Annotated in this window: 15 protein-coding genes; all 15 read left to right on the forward strand. The window is 61.7% G+C overall.

What is annotated here, in order from left to right:
• Positions 1–115: 115 nt before the first annotated feature.
• Positions 116–1,228 (forward strand): helix-turn-helix domain-containing protein, encoded by a 1,113-nt coding sequence (locus ACUN0E_RS27675; protein ID WP_445568595.1) that lies wholly within the window; start codon positions 116–118, stop codon positions 1,226–1,228.
• An 86-nt stretch (positions 1,229–1,314) separates the two neighbouring features.
• Complete coding sequence (ispG, locus tag ACUN0E_RS27680) at positions 1,315–2,631, forward strand: flavodoxin-dependent (E)-4-hydroxy-3-methylbut-2-enyl-diphosphate synthase (protein ID WP_445568596.1); 1,317 nt, start codon at positions 1,315–1,317, stop codon at positions 2,629–2,631.
• Positions 2,632–2,651: 20 nt separating this feature from the next.
• Positions 2,652–3,992, forward strand: coding sequence for a histidine--tRNA ligase (gene hisS / locus ACUN0E_RS27685; protein ID WP_445568597.1), 1,341 nt, complete (start codon positions 2,652–2,654; stop codon positions 3,990–3,992).
• 66 nt (positions 3,993–4,058) lie between these two features.
• Entirely contained in the window at positions 4,059–4,688 is a 630-nt protein-coding gene (locus ACUN0E_RS27690; protein WP_445568598.1) for a YfgM family protein, read from the forward strand.
• Between the two features lie 75 nt (positions 4,689–4,763).
• Positions 4,764–5,909: an outer membrane protein assembly factor BamB gene (gene bamB / locus ACUN0E_RS27695; protein ID WP_408333345.1), complete on the forward strand. Its 1,146-nt coding sequence runs from the start codon at positions 4,764–4,766 to the stop codon at positions 5,907–5,909.
• A 428-nt stretch (positions 5,910–6,337) separates the two neighbouring features.
• Positions 6,338–7,675 (forward strand): ribosome biogenesis GTPase Der, encoded by a 1,338-nt coding sequence (gene der, locus ACUN0E_RS27700; protein ID WP_445568599.1) that lies wholly within the window; start codon positions 6,338–6,340, stop codon positions 7,673–7,675.
• 153 nt (positions 7,676–7,828) lie between these two features.
• The gene (gene hfq / locus ACUN0E_RS27705; RefSeq protein WP_006051315.1) at positions 7,829–8,065 is read left to right on the forward strand and encodes an RNA chaperone Hfq; all 237 of its coding nucleotides are present in this window, start codon (positions 7,829–7,831) and stop codon (positions 8,063–8,065) included.
• Positions 8,066–8,096: 31 nt separating this feature from the next.
• Complete coding sequence (gene hflX, locus ACUN0E_RS27710; protein WP_445568600.1) at positions 8,097–9,311, forward strand: GTPase HflX; 1,215 nt, start codon at positions 8,097–8,099, stop codon at positions 9,309–9,311.
• Positions 9,312–9,360: 49 nt separating this feature from the next.
• Positions 9,361–10,752, forward strand: a complete 1,392-nt coding sequence (hflK, locus tag ACUN0E_RS27715) for an FtsH protease activity modulator HflK (protein ID WP_445568601.1) — start codon at positions 9,361–9,363, stop codon at positions 10,750–10,752.
• A gap of 12 nt (positions 10,753–10,764) precedes the next feature.
• Positions 10,765–11,667, forward strand: coding sequence for a protease modulator HflC (hflC, locus tag ACUN0E_RS27720; protein WP_408227159.1), 903 nt, complete (start codon positions 10,765–10,767; stop codon positions 11,665–11,667).
• Positions 11,668–11,711: 44 nt separating this feature from the next.
• Positions 11,712–11,903 carry a DUF2065 domain-containing protein gene (locus ACUN0E_RS27725; protein ID WP_120343674.1) on the forward strand — a complete coding sequence of 64 codons (192 nt, stop codon included), beginning with the start codon at positions 11,712–11,714 and terminating at the stop codon, positions 11,901–11,903.
• A gap of 203 nt (positions 11,904–12,106) precedes the next feature.
• Positions 12,107–13,258 (forward strand): ATP phosphoribosyltransferase regulatory subunit, encoded by a 1,152-nt coding sequence (locus tag ACUN0E_RS27730; RefSeq protein WP_408227156.1) that lies wholly within the window; start codon positions 12,107–12,109, stop codon positions 13,256–13,258.
• A 201-nt stretch (positions 13,259–13,459) separates the two neighbouring features.
• Complete coding sequence (locus ACUN0E_RS27735; RefSeq protein ID WP_408227153.1) at positions 13,460–14,806, forward strand: adenylosuccinate synthase; 1,347 nt, start codon at positions 13,460–13,462, stop codon at positions 14,804–14,806.
• A gap of 3 nt (positions 14,807–14,809) precedes the next feature.
• A complete protein-coding gene (locus tag ACUN0E_RS27740) occupies positions 14,810–15,400 on the forward strand; it encodes a phosphoribosyltransferase (RefSeq protein ID WP_408227150.1) in 591 nt (196 codons plus the stop codon).
• A 235-nt stretch (positions 15,401–15,635) separates the two neighbouring features.
• Positions 15,636–17,522 (forward strand): potassium transporter Kup, encoded by a 1,887-nt coding sequence (locus tag ACUN0E_RS27745; protein WP_445568602.1) that lies wholly within the window; start codon positions 15,636–15,638, stop codon positions 17,520–17,522.
• Positions 17,523–17,587: the final 65 nt, after the last annotated feature.

The following is a 17,587-nucleotide window of genomic DNA, read 5'->3' on the forward strand; positions in this document are numbered from 1 at the left end:
CGGAAGCGGCACACAAGGCCGCGCATTTTGTTATAAACGGTCTGCGATTCGGGTGTGAGGCTTTGGTCCATCCGGGTTGCACAAGTGAAAAAGAATCGACGCGAAAGGATTTGGGATGAGTGAGCCGCAGCACCCGCAGCCGCAGGACACAGACGCAAACGAAGGCCATCCGGCGCCCGTCGCGCGGGCGGTGGTGCAGCCTGTTGTGCAGCCGGACCTGACGGGTCTGGACTCGTTGGCAGCGGTTGGCGCGCGCTTGACCCAATTGCGTGAATCGAAGGGCTGGACGATCGAAGACGTCTCGGCGCGTCTGAAGGTATCTGTCGCCAAGTTGCGTGCGCTCGAATCGGGTGACATCAGCCATTTGCCGGACACGACCTTCGCGCTCGGCGTGGTGCGCAGCTACGCGAAGATGCTCGGTGCCGATCCCACGCCGTTCACGCAGGCGTTGCGCCGCGAGAAGGGTGTGCCTGCGCCGGATCTGTCGATGCCGGCTTCGTCCGGCAAGGATTTGCCGCGCGGCCGCGTATCGCTGTCGCTTGGCGGCAGCGGGCAAAAGAGCCGCTCGTGGTTATGGGGCATTGCGGCGGTGGTCGTCGCCGTGATCGCGCTCGGCATGTGGCATACCAATGGCGGCGAGTCGTCGGCATGGCTCGCACGGTTGAAGGCGAGCGCCAACGGTGGCGCGACCGGAGCATCGGGCGCGGTGGTGCAAGGTCAGGCGACAGGTTCCGAGGCAGCGGCAGAAGACGCGGCTTCCGCGCCGGAAACGCAGGCCGCGGCGGATAACGCAGCGTCGGCTACGCCGATGCCCGCGCCGCTGGCGACCGGTACGGCGCCTTCTTCCGCGCCGGCTGTCACGGCAGCAGCGGTCGCGCCGAAGGCCGGTCCGCAGGCCCAGGCCGCGATGCAAGGCGCGAGCGCGCCGGTTGTCGCCGCGATAGGCGCGCCGGACACGGCAACGGCGGCGCCGGCTGCAGGCGAGGCGATTGTCGCGTTGCGCGTGACACAAGATAGCTGGTTCAGCGTGCGTAGCAAGGACGGCAAGGAGGTGTTCTCCGGCCTTGTGCGTGCGGGCGATACGAAGGAAGTGACGGGCGCGGCTCCTTTCAAGGTCACGGTCGGCAACAAGGCGGGTCTCGAGTCGCTTACGCTCGATGGCCAGCCAGTCGATCCGTCGAAATATTCGGCGGCCAAGGGCAATGTTGCGCGCTTCGCATTGCCTTGATAGATACGGTATGCGTCGCGGCCAACCGGGTCGCGGCGCTTTTTCAATTCAGGCGCTACGTCTTTTGTGTAGCGCATGCGGCGTAAATGGGTTTTTCGATGCAATCCGAAGCTCAATCCCAATCCAGTAGCAAGATCGTTTCAAATGAGCCGGTGTTCGGCGGCCACGCGGCGCGGCGCAAGTCGCACGCGGTCGACGTTCGCTGGGGCGGCCAGCTTGTCACCATCGGTGGCGATGCGCCGGTGCGCGTGCAGTCGATGACCAACACCGACACCGCGGACGCGATCGGCACGGCGATCCAGATCAAGGAACTTGCGCAAGCCGGTTCGGAACTGGTGCGTATCACGGTCAACACGCCGGAAGCGGCAGCAGCCGTGCCGGCTGTTCGCGAGCAGCTCGACCGCATGGGCATGTCGGTGCCGCTGGTCGGCGATTTTCATTACAACGGCCATTTGCTGCTGCGCGATTACCCCGCGTGTGCGGAGTCGCTGTCGAAGTACCGGATCAATCCGGGCAATGTCGGCCACGGCGCGAAGCGCGATACGCAGTTCGCACAAATGATCGAAGCGGCGGTGAAGTACGACAAGCCGGTGCGGATCGGCGTCAACTGGGGCAGCCTCGACCAGGATCTGCTCGCGAAAATGATGGACGAAAACGCGGCGCGCTCCACGCCGTGGGAAGCCCAGAGTGTGATGTACGAAGCGCTGATTCAGTCGGCGATCGGCTCGGCTGAGCGTGCGGTCGAAATCGGCCTCCCGCGCAACAAGATCATTCTGTCGTGCAAGGTCAGCGGCGTGCAGGATCTGATCGCTGTCTATGGCGAGCTGGCGCGTCGTTGCGAATTTGCGCTGCATCTCGGCTTGACCGAAGCAGGCATGGGTTCGAAGGGCATCGTGGCGTCGACCGCTGCGTTGTCGGTGCTGCTGCAGCAAGGCATCGGCGACACGATCCGCATCTCGCTGACGCCGGAACCGGGTGGCCCGCGGACGGGAGAAGTGATCGTTGGTCAGGAAATTCTGCAGACCATGGGCCTGCGTTCGTTCACGCCAATGGTGATCGCGTGCCCGGGTTGCGGCCGCACCACCAGCACGTTGTTCCAGGAACTGGCATCGCAAATCCAGACCTATCTGCGCACGCAGATGCCGATGTGGCGCGATCAGTATCCTGGCGTCGAGAAGATGCACGTTGCGGTGATGGGCTGCATTGTCAACGGTCCGGGTGAATCGAAGCAGGCGAATATCGGCATCAGCTTGCCGGGTTCGGGCGAGAATCCGGCTGCGCCGGTGTTCATCGACGGCGAGAAGGTCAAGACGCTGCGCGGCGATAACATTGCGCAAGAATTCCAGCAAATCGTGAGTGATTACGTCGAGCGCCGCTATGGCCGCGCCGAAGCACTCAACTAAAAACCGTCAATCGAAGACAGATGACTGAACAGAAGAAAAAGCTCGAAAAGTTGTCCGGCGTGAAGGGCATGAACGACATCCTTCCGCAGGAAGCCGGGTTGTGGGAATTTTTTGAAGCGACCGTCAAGTCGATGCTGCGTTCGTACGGATACCAGAATATCCGTACGCCGATCATCGAGCATACGCAGTTGTTCAAGCGCGGTATCGGTGAGGTGACCGATATCGTTGAGAAAGAAATGTACAGTTTCACCGACGCGTTGAACGGCGAAAATCTGACGATGCGCCCGGAAAACACGGCGGCTGTCGTGCGCGCGACGATCGAGCACAACATGTTGTACGACGGTCCGAAGCGGCTGTGGTACATCGGTCCGATGTTCCGTCACGAGCGCCCGCAGCGCGGCCGTTATCGGCAGTTCCATCAGGTCGGTGTGGAAGCTTTGGGCTTCGCCGGTCCGGATACCGACGCTGAAATCATCATGATGTGCCAGCGTTTGTGGGACGACCTCGGCTTGATCGGTATCAAGCTCGAACTTAATTCGCTGGGTCTCGTAGAAGAACGCGCGGCGCACCGCGTCGAGTTGATCGCTTACCTCGAAAAGCACATGGACGTGCTCGACGAAGAGGCGAAGCGCCGTCTGTACACGAACCCGCTGCGCGTGCTCGATACGAAGAATCCGGCGATGCAGGAAGTCGCGCAGAACGCGCCCAGGCTGATCGATTTTCTCGGCGAAGAGTCGCGCGCGCACTTCGAAGGCCTGCAGCGCATTCTGAAGGCGAACAACATTCCGTTCACGATCAATCCGCGTCTCGTGCGCGGTCTCGATTATTACAATCTGACCGTGTTCGAATGGGTGACCGACAAGCTTGGCGCGCAAGGCACGGTCGCGGCAGGCGGCCGTTACGACCCGCTGATCGAACAGCTCGGTGGTAAGCCGACGGGCGCTTGTGGTTGGGCAATGGGCGTTGAGCGTATCCTCGAGTTGCTGAAAGAAGAGCAACTCGTGCCGGAAGACGAAGGTTGCGACGTGTACGTGGTCCATCAGGGCGACGCCGCACGCGAACAAGCCTTTATCATCGCCGAGCGTTTGCGCGATACGGGCCTCGACGTGATTCTGCATTGCAGCGCGGACGGCCAGACGGCGAGCTTCAAGTCGCAGATGAAGCGTGCTGACTCGAGCGGCGCGGCATTCGCGGTGATTCTCGGCGAAGACGAGATCGCCAACGGTACGGTCGGCGTCAAGCCGCTGCGCGACGCGAGCGCTAACGGCGGTAAAAACGAGCAACATAACGTGCCCGCCGAAGACTTGACCGAATTTCTAATCAATGCGATGGTTGCAACCGCCGAAGACGGCGACGACTGATCGCGATGTCGTCGGGCCCCCTGGCTCGACACGCACACGTATCAAGAAAGAGGAAATCGCCGGGCGATGAGTTACCACGACGAACAAGAATCGATTGAAAGTCTGAAGGCATGGTGGACACAGTGGGGCAATGCCGCCACGTGGATTGTGCTGGTGGCATTGGTCGCTGCAGCGGGCTGGAACGGCTGGAATTTCTGGCAGCGGCGCCAGGCGACGGAAGCCGCCGTGCTGTATGACCAGGTGCAGCAAGCGGTGGCATCGGGCGACAAGGCGAAGATCACGCGTGTCGCTGCCGATATGGAAGACAAGTTCAGCCGCACCGCGTATGCGCAGATGACCGCGCTGGGCGCCGCCAAGGCGCTGTACGCCGCAGGCGACGAAGCCGCCGCGAAGGCCCAGTTGCAATGGACCATCGATCACGCGAAAGACGACGAGTTCAAGCAGATCGCCAGGCTGCGCCTGGCTTCGCTGCTGCTCGACGACAAAGCGTACGATCAGGGCCTCGCACTGCTCGCCGAACCGCAGTCCGATGCGTTCAAGGGCATTGTGGCGAACGGCCGCGGTGACCTGCTTGCTGCTCAAGGCAAGCGTGACGATGCGCGCGCGGCCTACAAGCTCGCGCTTGACTCGCTGTCGAAAAACGATAGCTCGGCTCGCCAGTTGATACAGTTCAAGCTGGACGCGCTGGGCGGTTAATCGCCGCATGCAGTGCGCCGCATGTAACGACCAACCGGTCTCCTTTAATTAATTTCCTGAATGCTTCGTCCACCGATGAATCTGCTGAAACGTTACGCTGTGCCCGTTGCCTGTGCGATGACCGTCCTCACCCTGGCGGCTTGCTCATCCGCGAAAGACGAGCGCCGCGTGCCGACGCCGCTCACCGAGTTCAAACCCGTGCTCGACGTGCAGCAGGCGTGGAAGACAAGCGTGGGCAAGGCGGGTCGCTACCTGTTTTCGCCGGTCGCCGTCGGCAACGCGGTGTACGCGGCCGGCGCGAACGGCTCGGTTGCGAAGATTGACGCGCAGACCGGCAAAGACATCTGGCGCGTCAAGCTGCATGACGATCTGTCCGCCGGTGTCGGCAGCGACGGCACGCTCGCGGCGGTCGGCGGCCTGAAGGGCGATGTCTACGTGCTCGGCGCGGACGGCAAGCAATTGTGGACTGCCAAGGCGCCTGGCGAAATCATCTCTCCGCCGCTGGTCGGCAACGGCCTCGTGGTGGTGCGCACGGTCGACGGTCAGATCGTCGCGTTCAATGCGCAAACTGGCGAGCAGAAGTGGAATTACCGCAACCGCGCGGTGCCGCTCAATCTGCGCGTCTCGTCGGGCATGACGTTCGCGGGCGACGCGGCTGTGCTTGCTGGTTTCCCGGGTGGTGCGTTCGCCGCGATCAACGTGCAGACCGGCGACAACTACTGGCAAACGCCGGTGTCGTATCCGAAGGGCGTGACGGAAGTGGAGCGCATCAATGACGTGACGGGGCCGCCCACGCTGGTCGGGTCGGAAACCTGCGCGGTGACGTTCCAGGGTCAGATTGGCTGCTTCGATGCGAACTCGGGCCGTGCGCTGTGGGAAAAAGCGTTCTCGAGCACGAGCGGCCTGGCGCAGGATGACCGCGCCGTGGTGGCGGCCGACGACTGGTCGGTGGTGTCGGCGTTTGACGTCAGCAACGGCGCGCCGCTGTGGAAGAACGACAAGCTGAAGAATCGCGACCTCGGCGTCCCGTTCATCCTGGGTCACGCCGCCGTGCTGGGCGACTATCAGGGTTACGTGCATTTTCTGTCGCGCGACGACGGCACACTCGTGGCCCGTGTGAAGACCGACGGCACGCCGATTACCGCCGCGCCGGTGCTGGCCGGCGAGACGCTGGTTGTGCAGACGCACGACGGCGACCTGTACGGCTACCGCCCGCGCTAATCGCGTAGGCCATAATAGGTAGTCAAGCGTGCAGGCCGGCTTTGCCGGCCGCGCGCGTTTTTGTAGTGCAATAGAGTAACCAGAAATATTCCGCCGGACTGGCTGGTCCGGCGAGTCGGATCAGAAACGGCCCATGTGGCCATCGGTGGCTGCTTGCGGCGCCACCTTCGACGCCAATCCTGGTCGATACCGCAGAGAATCGTATCGAGCTGGCGTGCGAGCCGTTGAGCAAGAAAGACTGAACGGCGGCCCATTGGCGCCGCCCCATACAGCCAAACCCCCGTCCGCCCGGGTGCGCATATTGACAGCACATCCGGGGCTGGCCGAATTCGTGATAATTTTCGTCAAACGCTGCCGTGTAGCGGCCGCATGGCGTCGCTACGCGGGCGGTCGATTTCGATCCCGCGTTTCACCGTGAACAACATCTGATGAAACCCGTTATTGCCCTGGTTGGGCGCCCCAATGTGGGGAAATCCACGCTATTCAACCGTCTCACGCGCACGCGTGATGCACTGGTTGCCGACCTGCCCGGTCTCACCCGTGATCGCCATTACGGCGAGGGGCGCGCCGGTGACCGGCCGTATCTGGTCGTCGATACTGGCGGCTTCGAGCCGGTCGCGAAAGACGGCATCCTGCATGAGATGGCGCGTCAAACCCGTCAGGCGGTCGAGGAATCGGATGTCGTCGTGTTCATCGTCGACGGCCGCAACGGTCTCGCGCCGCAAGACAAGACGATCGCCGACTATCTGCGCAAGGTCGGCCGGCCGATCTTCCTCGTCGTCAACAAGGCGGAGGGGATGAAATACGGCATGGTGGCCGCCGACTTCTACGAACTCGGTCTCGGCGATCCACGCGCGATTTCCGCCGCGCACGGTGACGGCGTCACCGAAATGATCAATGAGGCGCTCGAAGTCGCGTACGCCGGGCAGCCGGAAGAAAGCGACGAGGAAAAAGAAACGCGCGGTGTGAAGATCGCGATCGTCGGCCGGCCGAACGTCGGCAAGTCGACCTTGATCAATGCGCTGGTGGGCGAAGAGCGCGTGATCGCGTTCGACATGCCCGGCACCACGCGCGATTCGATCTACGTCGACTTTGAACGGCAGGGCAAGCCGTACACGCTGATCGACACGGCCGGTTTGCGCCGCCGTGGCAAGGTGTTTGAGGCGATCGAGAAGTTCTCGGTGGTGAAAACGCTGCAGTCGATCTCGGACGCGAACGTCGTGATCCTGCTACTCGACGCGCAGCAGGACATCTCGGAACAGGATGCTCACATCGCCGGCTTCGTGGTGGAGCAGGGCCGCGCGCTGGTGGTGGGTGTGAACAAATGGGACGGTCTCGATCCGCATGTGCGCGAGCGCACCAAGGCGGACCTCGAGCGCAAACTAAAATTTCTCGACTTCGCCAAATTCCATTTCATTTCCGCTGCGGAAAAAACCGGAATCGGCCCGCTGATGCGCTCGGTCGACGACGCCTATGCCGCGGCGATGGCCAAGCTGCCGACGCCGAAGTTGACGCGTGCGCTGATCGACGCAGTGGAATTCCAGCAGCCGCGCCGACGCGGTCCGGTGCGCCCGAAACTACGGTACGCGCACCAGGGCGGACAGAATCCGCCGATCATCGTGATTCACGGTAACGCGCTCGATGCGATCACCGAAACGTACAAACGCTACCTCGAAAACCGCTTCAGGGAAACTTTCAAGCTGATCGGGACTCCATTGCGCATAGAGTTCAGATCGTCGACGAACCCTTACGCGGACAAAGGCTAAACCCAGGCTGAAAGCCGCGTGTGTGTTGGGTTTGGCCGTCAGGGCCGCCCTCTCGCGCAAAAATGAAAATCGGCTATAGTGTAGCGGTTGACGGCGGATCTCTTTTTCTTCGTCGTCAATTTAGTCAACCTGCAAAAAAATACGGAGTTTGCTATGAGCAACAAAGGGCAATTGTTACAAGACCCGTTTTTGAACGCACTGCGTAAAGAGCATGTGCCGGTGTCGATCTACTTGGTCAACGGCATCAAGCTTCAAGGGAACATCGAATCGTTCGACCAGTACGTCGTGTTGCTCAGGAATACGGTCACCCAGATGGTCTACAAGCACGCAATTTCTACTGTCGTGCCTGCCCGTCCGGTGAATTTCCACCCGGATTCCGAACAGTCCTAACCCCCCGTCGCGGCCGGCGTAGCGTCGCCCGTTGGCGATTACTCCCGGCCGCCTCATTTTGATACCCTCCAATTTGATCAATGCAGCGCTTGTCGGCATCGACTTCGGTAAGATCGATTTCGAAGCCAGTCTCGAAGAACTCAGCCTGCTCGCGCAAAGCGCGGGCGCGAATCCCTTAGTCACCCTCACGGGGCGCCGGTCCAGTCCCGATGCCAAGATGTTCGTCGGCAGCGGCAAGGCCGAAGAATTGCGTCTTGCCTGTGAGGCGAACGACATCGAACTCGTCATTTTCAATCACGCTCTGGCACCTGCGCAGCAGCGCAATCTGGAGCAGGCGCTTAATCGCCGCGTGATTGATCGCACCAGTCTCATTCTCGATATTTTTGCGCAACGCGCCCGCAGCCATGAAGGCAAGCTGCAGGTGGAGCTCGCGCAGTTGCAGTACTTATCGACGCGACTAATCCGCGCATGGACCCACCTTGAACGCCAGAAAGGCGGTATTGGTTTGCGCGGCCCTGGCGAAACGCAGCTCGAAACCGACCGCCGGTTGATTGGCGAGCGCATCAAGGCACTGAAAACCCGGCTCGAAAAGCTGCGCCGTCAGCACGGCACGCAGCGCCGCGCGCGCAGTCGTAACCAGACCATGTCCGTATCGCTCGTCGGCTACACGAACGCGGGTAAATCCACACTTTTCAATGCGCTGACGAAGGCTCAGGCGTATGCCGCCGACCAGCTGTTCGCTACGCTGGATACGACGTCCCGCCGTGTCTATCTCGGCGACGAAGCCGGTCAGGTGGTGGTATCCGACACAGTGGGTTTCATCCGCGAATTGCCTCACCAACTGGTGGCGGCTTTCCGCGCCACGCTAGAGGAAACCATCCACGCCGACCTGCTGCTGCATGTGGTCGACGCGTCGAGCGCCGTGCGTCTCGATCAGATCGATCAGGTCAACGAGGTATTGCACGCAATCGGTGCAGACACGATCCGTCAGGTGCTGGTGTTCAACAAGATCGACGCCGTGCCTGAGTTGGCGGCCCGTGGCGACGCGGTCGAGCGGGATGAGTATGGTAATATTTCGCGCGTCTTTTTGAGCGCGCGCACGGGGCAAGGGCTGGATACAATGCGCGCTGCCATCGCTGAAATCGCTACTGCCGAACCTCTCTCCGATACGCAGGTCGATCTATCGGAAGAAGACCGGTCGGCAGCACCACGCGAGGACCGTAAGGTCTCAGAACTCGGGCACTGACCCGCTCCAATTGCACTGACCCGCTGTCTACTCTGGTGAACGAACACAGGTGAACGATTACAACGAGCGGAGTATCTGGCTGCGCATGCGCGCCATGCTGTCACTGAACGATCCGCGCTGGGGCCGGGGCGACGGCAATGGCGACCACCAACGACCCAACGAACCCAAGCGTCCGCCGAACAAGAACGGTGAAGGCCCGCCTGATCTCGACGAGATGTGGCGCGATTTCAACCGCCGTTTGAGCCGGGTGTTCGGCCGCAAGGGCGGTGGTGCGGGTGGCGGTGGCCGTCCGGACAACGGTCGCAGCGCGCGCATCGGCGTGGGCATCGTGATCGGCGTGTTGATCGCGATCTATCTCGGCAGCGGCGTGTTCGTCGTGCAAGATGGCCAGGCCGGCGTCGTGATGCAGTTCGGCAAGTATCGCTACACAGCGGGGCAGGGTGTGCATTGGCGCCTGCCGTATCCGTTCGAAGCGCATGAGCTCGTCAATATCGGCCAGATCCGTCAGGTGGAGGTCGGCCGCAACAACGTGGTGCGTCTTGCCAACGTGAAAGATGCGTCGATGCTCACGCACGACGCCGACATCGTCGACGTGCGCTTTGCCGTGCAGTACCAGGTGAGCAAGCCGACCGATTATCTCTTCCGCAGTGTCGATCCCGAGCAGAGCGTGATGCAGGCCGCTCAGGCGGCGGTGCGCAGCATCGTCGGTGCGCGCAGCGCCAACGATATCCTCTATCAGGATCGCGAAACAATCCGCCAGCAACTGATGGCGTCGATTCAGCAATCTCTGGATGAATACCAGTCCGGTCTCGCCGTGACCGGAGTGACGATCCAGGGCGTGCAGGTACCCGACCAGGTGCAAGCCGCTTTCGACGATGCCGCCAAAGTGCGTCAGGACAATGAGCGCGCCAGGCGCGAGGCGCAGGCTTATGCCGCCGAGTTGCTGCCGCGCGCGCAAGCCGACGTCGCGAGCCAGATCGACGCTGCGAAAATGTATAGCGACAAAACCGTGGCCCAGGCGCAAGGCGATGCTGAGCGCTTCAAGCAGGTCTACGCGCAGTACTCGAAAGCGCCCGCGGTGATTCGCGAGCGCATGTACCTGGAAACCATGCAGCAGATCTATTCGAATACGACCAAGGTGTTTGTGGACAGCAAGAGCGGCAACAACGTGTTGTATCTGCCGCTCGACAAGCTCGTCGAGCAGACTCGCCAGCGCGTTGCTGACGCTGCTGCGGCCGCTTCCGGCGCTGCCGTTGCGTCGGGGGCTGCTGTGCCGCAAGCCGCGAGCAGCGCTGTCGCACCGGCTGCCGCAGCACCGGCTGCCGCTGCTTCCGCACCCGCCGCGGTCGCAACGCCTGCCAGCCAGGCGGCAGCCAGCAGCGACGCACTGCGTTCACGCGACTCCTTCCGCAGCCGTATGCGCGAAGACGACGTTCAATAAGGAGCGCACATCATGAACAAGATCATCGCGCTCGTCGTTGCCTTAGTCATCGTGCTGTTCGCCGCATCGTCGATGGTATTCGTGGTCGATCAGCGGCACCTGGCCGTGCTGTCGTCGCATGGCGACACTGCGCCCACTTTGCTCGGCCCCGGTCTGCACGTGAAGCTGCCGCCGCCATTGCAAACGGTCACGCTGGTCGATAACCGTATCCAGTCGCTCGATGCGCCGGATGAAGATCGCTATGTCACGTCGGATAAAACCGATCTGCTGGCCAACCCGGTCATCAAATACCGTGTGACCGATCCGCTGAAGCTGCTCGCCGAAACCAGGGGTGACGTGCAAAGCCTGTCGGACCGCCTGGCGTTGCTGTCACGCAGTGCGCTCGGCGACGCGTTCGGCAAGGTCACGCTGACCGACGCGCTTGCGAAGCAACAAGCCGTTGCCGACGAAGCACGCGGCACGATGGATAAAGCTGCGGCGTCGCTGGGCGTTTCCGTGCTCGACGTGCAGCTTACGCGTGTCGACTTCCCGGCAGCGATGGCCGACTCGGTCTACAAGCGGATGATCGCCACACGCGAGCAGGCCGCGGCCGACGAACGTGCGAAGGGCACGGCCGAGGCCGACCAGATCAAGGCAGATGCTGTTGGCCAGCAACAGGCGATTCTCGCGGACGGTTATCGTCAGGCGCAGACCATCAAGGGCGAGGGCGATGCCAAGGCAGCGGAAATCGCCGCCGAAGCGTACGGCAGCGACCCGCAGTTCTACCAGTTTTATCAAAGCATGCAGGCGTACAAGAACACCTTCAAGCCAGGCGACGTGATCGTGGTCGACCCGAGCAGCGAGTTCTTCCGCTTCATGCGTAGCCCGACCGGCGGCACCGCCCCGGACGCTCCCGCGGTACCGCGCAAACACTGATAACCGGAACGCCGCGGCATCCGCATCGCGGCCCCTTCATTCGCATGGACATAGCCGGCTCGTTACTGCTCGCGATCGCATTGATGCTGATTATCGAAGGGATGTTCCCCTTCGTTTTTCCGAGCGCCTGGCGCGACACGTTCCGTAAAATAGCGGAACGGCCCCCGCATCAGATTCGCGTCGGCGGGTTGCTCGTGATGGTGCTCGGGCTGATCTTGCTGTTTATCGTGACCTGAAGGCGCGCTGTACAGCGCCCGCCGTTGCGCTGGCGACATGCGCGGCAACAGCGAGCGCGCCGGCGCGCCCCGGGTTTGGCTGAGGGGCTGCGGAGCGCGGTTCCAGTGCTTGCGATAGCCGCCAGAATAGAGCCGTCGCCCGCCATTCACACTCACTTACCGGCGCACCCAGTCGCCGTGTTCAACGTCGTAGGACTGTATCGATGTCGACCTGGTTACTTCCTGAGAATATCGCCGACGTGCTGCCGTCGGAAGCCCGCAAGATTGAAGAGTTGCGGCGCCATTTGCTGGACCGTTTCCGCTCGTACGGCTACGAGATGGTGATGCCGCCGCTGCTCGAGTACATCGAGTCGCTGCTCACCGGTGGCGGGCACGATCTGGATCTGCGCACTTTCAAGCTCGTCGATCAGCTGTCCGGGCGCACGCTCGGTCTGCGCGCCGACATTACGCCGCAGGTCGCGCGTATCGATGCGCACCTGCTCAACCGGCAGGGCGTGACGCGTCTTTGTTATGCAGGCAACGTGGCGCATACGCGTCCGCGCGGTCTGCACGCCACGCGTGAGCAAATCCAGATCGGCGCAGAAATCTACGGCCACGCCGGTCTCGAAGCGGATCTGGAAATCCAGCAGTTGATGCTCGACGCGCTGCGTCTGGCCGGCCTCGCGAAAGTGCGGCTCGATTTATGCCATGCAGGGGTACTCGCTGCGCTGATCGAAGCGGAGCCTGCCGCAGCCGAACTGGGTCAATCGCTCTACGATGCATTGGCCGGCAAGGATGTGCCGCGCCTCGTCGAGCTGACCGCCAATCTCACGCCGGTCACGCGCGACGCGTTGCGCTCGCTCCCCACGCTCTACGGCGACGCGTCGGTGCTCGACGAAGCCCGTGCACGCCTGCCGAACGCACAGGCTATCGCCCGCGCGCTCGACGACCTCGCGTTCCTCGCAAGCCAGGTGGACGGCGCCGAAGTGATGATCGACCTGGCCGATTTGCGTGGCTACGCTTACCACAGCGGCGTGATGTTCTCCGCGTATGTCGACGGTGTGCCGAATGCGGTTGCGCGCGGCGGCCGTTACGACCACGTCGGTCAGGCCTACGGCCGCGCACGCGCGGCCACCGGCTTCTCGCTCGACCTGCGCGAGGTCGCTCGTATATCACCCGTCGAAGCGCGCAGCAGCGCGATTCTCGCGCCGTGGCAGCACGACGACGCGCTGCGTGTCAGCGTCGCCGCATTGCGTGACGCCGGAGAAGTTGTGATCCAGGCGCTGCCTGGCCACGAACACGATCTGGACGAATTCGCCTGCGACCGCGTGTTGGTCGAGCGCAACGGCGTGTGGGTCGTCGAACCCCGTTCCTGAGCGTGACTCGATGACCGCCTGAGGGACGTCCCAAGGGCATTTCAGAAGGCGTCCAAAGCGTCGCCGGACCCGGCGCGGCCACTCGCCGCGCTATTTTCGATATACCCACCATAACGTGCATACCATTGAGCGGAAACGGAAAAATTCGGAAGGTTCCGCGAACATAGGTAGAATACGTTTTTAACCAGCTTACGAAACAACATGTCTGCCAGCGCAGTGAATGTGAACCCCGGGCGTAACGTCGTCGTCGTGGGGACCCAGTGGGGTGATGAAGGCAAGGGCAAGATCGTCGACTGGCTGACGGACCACGCTCAAGGCGTCGTTCGCTTTCAGGGCGGTCACAATGCCGGTCACACGCTTATCATCGGCGGCAAGAAAACCATCTTGCGTCTGATCCCGTCGGGCATCATGCATCCCGGCGTCGCGTGCTACATCGGTAATGGCGTCGTGTTGTCGCCGGAAGCGCTGTTCAAGGAAATTGGCGAGCTCGAAGCCGCCGGGGTCGACGTTCAGAATCGCCTCTTCATTTCCGAAGCCACCACGTTGATCCTGCCGTACCACATTGCCATCGACCAGGGCCGCGAAGCGCGCCGTGGTGCGAGCAAGATTGGCACGACCGGCCGCGGCATCGGCCCGGCCTACGAAGACAAGGTGGCGCGCCGTGGTTTGCGCGTACAGGACCTGTTCGAGCCGGAAAGCTTCGCCGAGCGTCTGCGTGAAAACCTCGACTATCACAACTTCGTGCTGACGCAATATCTGGGCGTCGCCGCAGTCGACTTCCAGCAAACGCTCGATACGATGCTGAGCTATGCCGACCGTCTGAAGCCGATGGTGACCGACGTGTCGCGTCGCCTGTACGACGAAAACGCAGCCGGCAACAATCTGCTGTTCGAAGGCGCGCAAGGCACGCTGCTCGACATCGACCACGGCACCTATCCGTTCGTCACGTCGAGCAATTGCGTGGCCGGTGCAGCCACGGCGGGTGCGGGTGTCGGTCCGCAAAAGCTGAACTACATTCTCGGCATCACCAAGGCATATTGCACGCGTGTCGGTTCGGGCCCATTCCCGAGCGAACTGTACGACGCGGATAACGCCGCGCGTCAGGAACCGATCGGCCTGGAACTCGCCAAGGTCGGCAAGGAATTCGGCTCGGTTACCGGCCGTCCGCGCCGCACCGGCTGGCTCGACGCCGCCGCGCTGCGCCGCTCGATCCAGATCAATGGCGTGTCGGGCCTGTGCATGACCAAGCTTGACGTGCTCGACGGCCTCGACGAAGTGAAGCTGTGCATCGGCTACACGGTCGACGGCAAGAATGTCGACCTGCTGCCGCGTGGCGCATCGGAAGTCGCGCGTTGCGTGCCGGTGTACGAAACCTTCGCGGGCTGGAAGGAAAGCACCGTCGGCATCACGGAATGGGACAAGCTGCCGGCCAGCGCGCGTGCGTATCTGACGCGTGTGCAGGAAGTCGCGGGTATTCCGATCGACATGGTGTCGACCGGTCCGGATCGCGACGAAACGATTCTGCTCCGTCATCCGTTCAAGGTTTAAGCCATGGTTCAAGGTGTACCCATGATTGCGATGAAAGATCCGCGCAACGATGACAAGAACCTGTGGGTCGGCTGGGACGAGTATCACCGGCTGATCGAACTGCTGGCGTTGGCCGTGCATGAATCAGGTTGGAAGTTCGACAAGATCCTGTGTCTCGCGCGTGGCGGTTTGCGCGTCGGCGACCAGCTCTCGCGCATTTACGATCTGCCGCTGGCGATTCTCGCCACCAGTTCATACCGCGAAGCGGCCGGTATGGAGCAGGGCGAACTCGACATCGCGCAATACATCACGATGACGCGCGGTGAGCTGCACGGTAACGTGCTGCTGGTCGACGACCTGGTCGATTCAGGTGTGACGCTGGCACGCGTACAGCAGCATTTGAAGGAACGTTATCCGGCGATCACGGCGGTGCGGTCGGCTGTGCTCTGGTACAAGGGCTGCTCGAAAGTGACGCCCGACTACCACGTGCAATATCTGCCTACCAATCCGTGGATTCACCAGCCGTTTGAGGAGTGGGACACGGTTCGTCCGCACAACCTCGGCGCGTGGATCAAGCGTGGTACGCAGCAGGAGCAGGGATCGTCGGGCACGTGATGCACGCTACGACGCCGTACTTATTGCGTCGTAACCATTGCAGTGTCTGCAGAACGGAGCCCATTGGGCTCCGTTTTTTTGTGCCTCGAATGTGTCAGGCAGACTTGCCCAAATCGCAGTGCTACACTTCGCGGACCATCCACGTGGTGTATCCACAACAAGCCGGGCGGCGCTAGGCGGGCAGTTTAGAATAGCGGTCGTTTTTTCCGCTCAGGGAACGGATTTCCTCGCGTTTATGACAGATAACAATCACGTGCACAAACAGCCTCTGCCTTCCCTCGCGATTGCCGCGATCGGAGTGGTCTTCGGCGATATCGGCACGAGCCCGTTGTACTCGCTGAAAGAAGCATTCAGCCCGTCACATGGTATTCCGCTGACCGATCAATCGATTCTGGGCGTGATCTCGCTGCTGTTCTGGGCGATCGTGATCGTGGTCGGCATCAAGTACGTATTGTTCGTGATGCGCGCCGACAACAACGGCGAAGGCGGTGTTCTCGCGCTGATGGCGCTGGCGCTGCGTTCTCTCGACCAGAAGTCGAAAATGGCCGGTTTGCTGATGATGCTCGGCATCTTCGGCGCCTGCATGTTCTATGGCGATGCGGTGATTACACCGGCCATTTCGGTAATCTCCGCGGTCGAAGGTCTTGAAATCGCGGCACCCCATCTGTCCCACCTGGTGTTGCCGCTCACGATGGTAATCCTTGTGCTGCTGTTCTGGATTCAGCGGCACGGCACGGCCACCGTCGGTCGCCTGTTCGGTCCGATCATGGTGCTGTGGTTCCTGGTGCTCGCAGCGCTGGGTCTGTGGCACATTCTGCAATCGCCGAACGTGATCCGCGCACTGAACCCTTACTACGCCTACACCTTCATGGCCGCGCACGTATTGCAGGCTTACGTGGTGCTCGGCTCGGTCGTGCTGGTGCTGACCGGCGCCGAAGCGCTGTACGCCGACATGGGCCACTTTGGCGCCAAGCCGATTCGGATGGCCTGGTACTGCCTCGTGATGCCTTCGCTGGTACTGAACTATTTCGGCCAGGGCGCGCTGCTGATGCATGATCCGAAGGCGATCGAAAACCCATTCTTCCTGCTCGCACCGGATTGGGCGTTGCTGCCCCTCGTGGTGCTGTCGACAGTGGCGACGGTGATCGCCTCGCAGGCGGTGATTTCCGGCGCCTATTCGCTGACGAGCCAGGCGATCCAGCTCGGCTACGTGCCGCGCATGAAGATCCTGCACACGTCGGAACTGGCGATCGGCCAGATTTATGTGCCGGTGGTGAACTGGATGCTGCTGTTCATCATTCTGTGCATCGTGATCGCGTTCAAGAGTTCGGATAACCTCGCCGCTGCTTACGGCATCGCGGTGACTGCCACCATGGTGATTACCACGATCCTCGCCTGCGTCGTGATGGTCAAGGTGTGGAACTGGAACAAGTTCCTCGTGGCGATGATCATCGGTGTGTTCATGGCGGTCGACTTAGGCTTTTTCGGCGCCAATCTGCTCAAGGTTGCGGAAGGTGGCTGGCTGCCGCTTGGCATCGGCGCGCTCCTGTTCTTTTTGCTGATGACCTGGTTCAAGGGCAGGATGATCGTCAAGGAGCGCACGGCCGCAGACGGTATTCCGCTTATGCCGTTCCTGCAAGGTTTGCTCGCGCATCCGCCGCATCGCGTGTCGGGTACCGCGATTTATCTGACGGGCAGCGATACGCTCGTGCCGGTGAGCTTGCTGCACAACTTGAAGCACAACAAGGTGCTGCACGAGCGCACCATTTTCCTGACCTTCGTGACGCTCGATATCCCGTATGTTAAGGATGCTGAACGCGTGACGGTAAAGGATCTCGACGGTGGCCTGTACCTCGTCAAGGCGGCGTACGGTTTCAACGAAACGCCTGACGTGAAGGCGGTGCTGCTCGAGGTGGGCCGCACGCACGACATGACCTTCGAGATCATGGACACGTCGTTCTTCCTCGCACGCGAAACGGTGGTGCCAACGCAGTTGCCGGGCATGTCGGTATGGCGCGAACGTGTGTTCGCATGGATGCATCAGAACGCCGCGAAACCGACCGATTTCTTCAGCATCCCGGCCAATCGGGTCGTGGAGTTGGGCACGAAGATCGAGATTTGAGGACGGATTCAGGTTCGGAGGCGCCCGCGGCAAGCGATAAAAAAGCCCACGCAATTGCGTGGGCT

It is taken from the genome of Paraburkholderia sp. D1E (assembly GCF_052682275.1).

Coding starts and splice junctions, on each gene's coding strand:
- ACUN0E_RS27675 (WP_445568595.1), top strand. CDS start 116: ATGAGTGAGCCGCAGCACCCGCAGCCGCAGGACACAGACGCAAACGAA.
- ispG (WP_445568596.1), top strand. CDS start 1,315: ATGGGTTTTTCGATGCAATCCGAAGCTCAATCCCAATCCAGTAGCAAG.
- hisS (WP_445568597.1), top strand. CDS start 2,652: ATGACTGAACAGAAGAAAAAGCTCGAAAAGTTGTCCGGCGTGAAGGGC.
- ACUN0E_RS27690 (WP_445568598.1), top strand. CDS start 4,059: ATGAGTTACCACGACGAACAAGAATCGATTGAAAGTCTGAAGGCATGG.
- bamB (WP_408333345.1), top strand. CDS start 4,764: ATGAATCTGCTGAAACGTTACGCTGTGCCCGTTGCCTGTGCGATGACC.
- der (WP_445568599.1), top strand. CDS start 6,338: ATGAAACCCGTTATTGCCCTGGTTGGGCGCCCCAATGTGGGGAAATCC.
- hfq (WP_006051315.1), top strand. CDS start 7,829: ATGAGCAACAAAGGGCAATTGTTACAAGACCCGTTTTTGAACGCACTG.
- hflC (WP_408227159.1), top strand. CDS start 10,765: ATGAACAAGATCATCGCGCTCGTCGTTGCCTTAGTCATCGTGCTGTTC.
- ACUN0E_RS27725 (WP_120343674.1), top strand. CDS start 11,712: ATGGACATAGCCGGCTCGTTACTGCTCGCGATCGCATTGATGCTGATT.
- ACUN0E_RS27730 (WP_408227156.1), top strand. CDS start 12,107: ATGTCGACCTGGTTACTTCCTGAGAATATCGCCGACGTGCTGCCGTCG.
- ACUN0E_RS27735 (WP_408227153.1), top strand. CDS start 13,460: ATGTCTGCCAGCGCAGTGAATGTGAACCCCGGGCGTAACGTCGTCGTC.
- ACUN0E_RS27740 (WP_408227150.1), top strand. CDS start 14,810: ATGGTTCAAGGTGTACCCATGATTGCGATGAAAGATCCGCGCAACGAT.
- ACUN0E_RS27745 (WP_445568602.1), top strand. CDS start 15,636: ATGACAGATAACAATCACGTGCACAAACAGCCTCTGCCTTCCCTCGCG.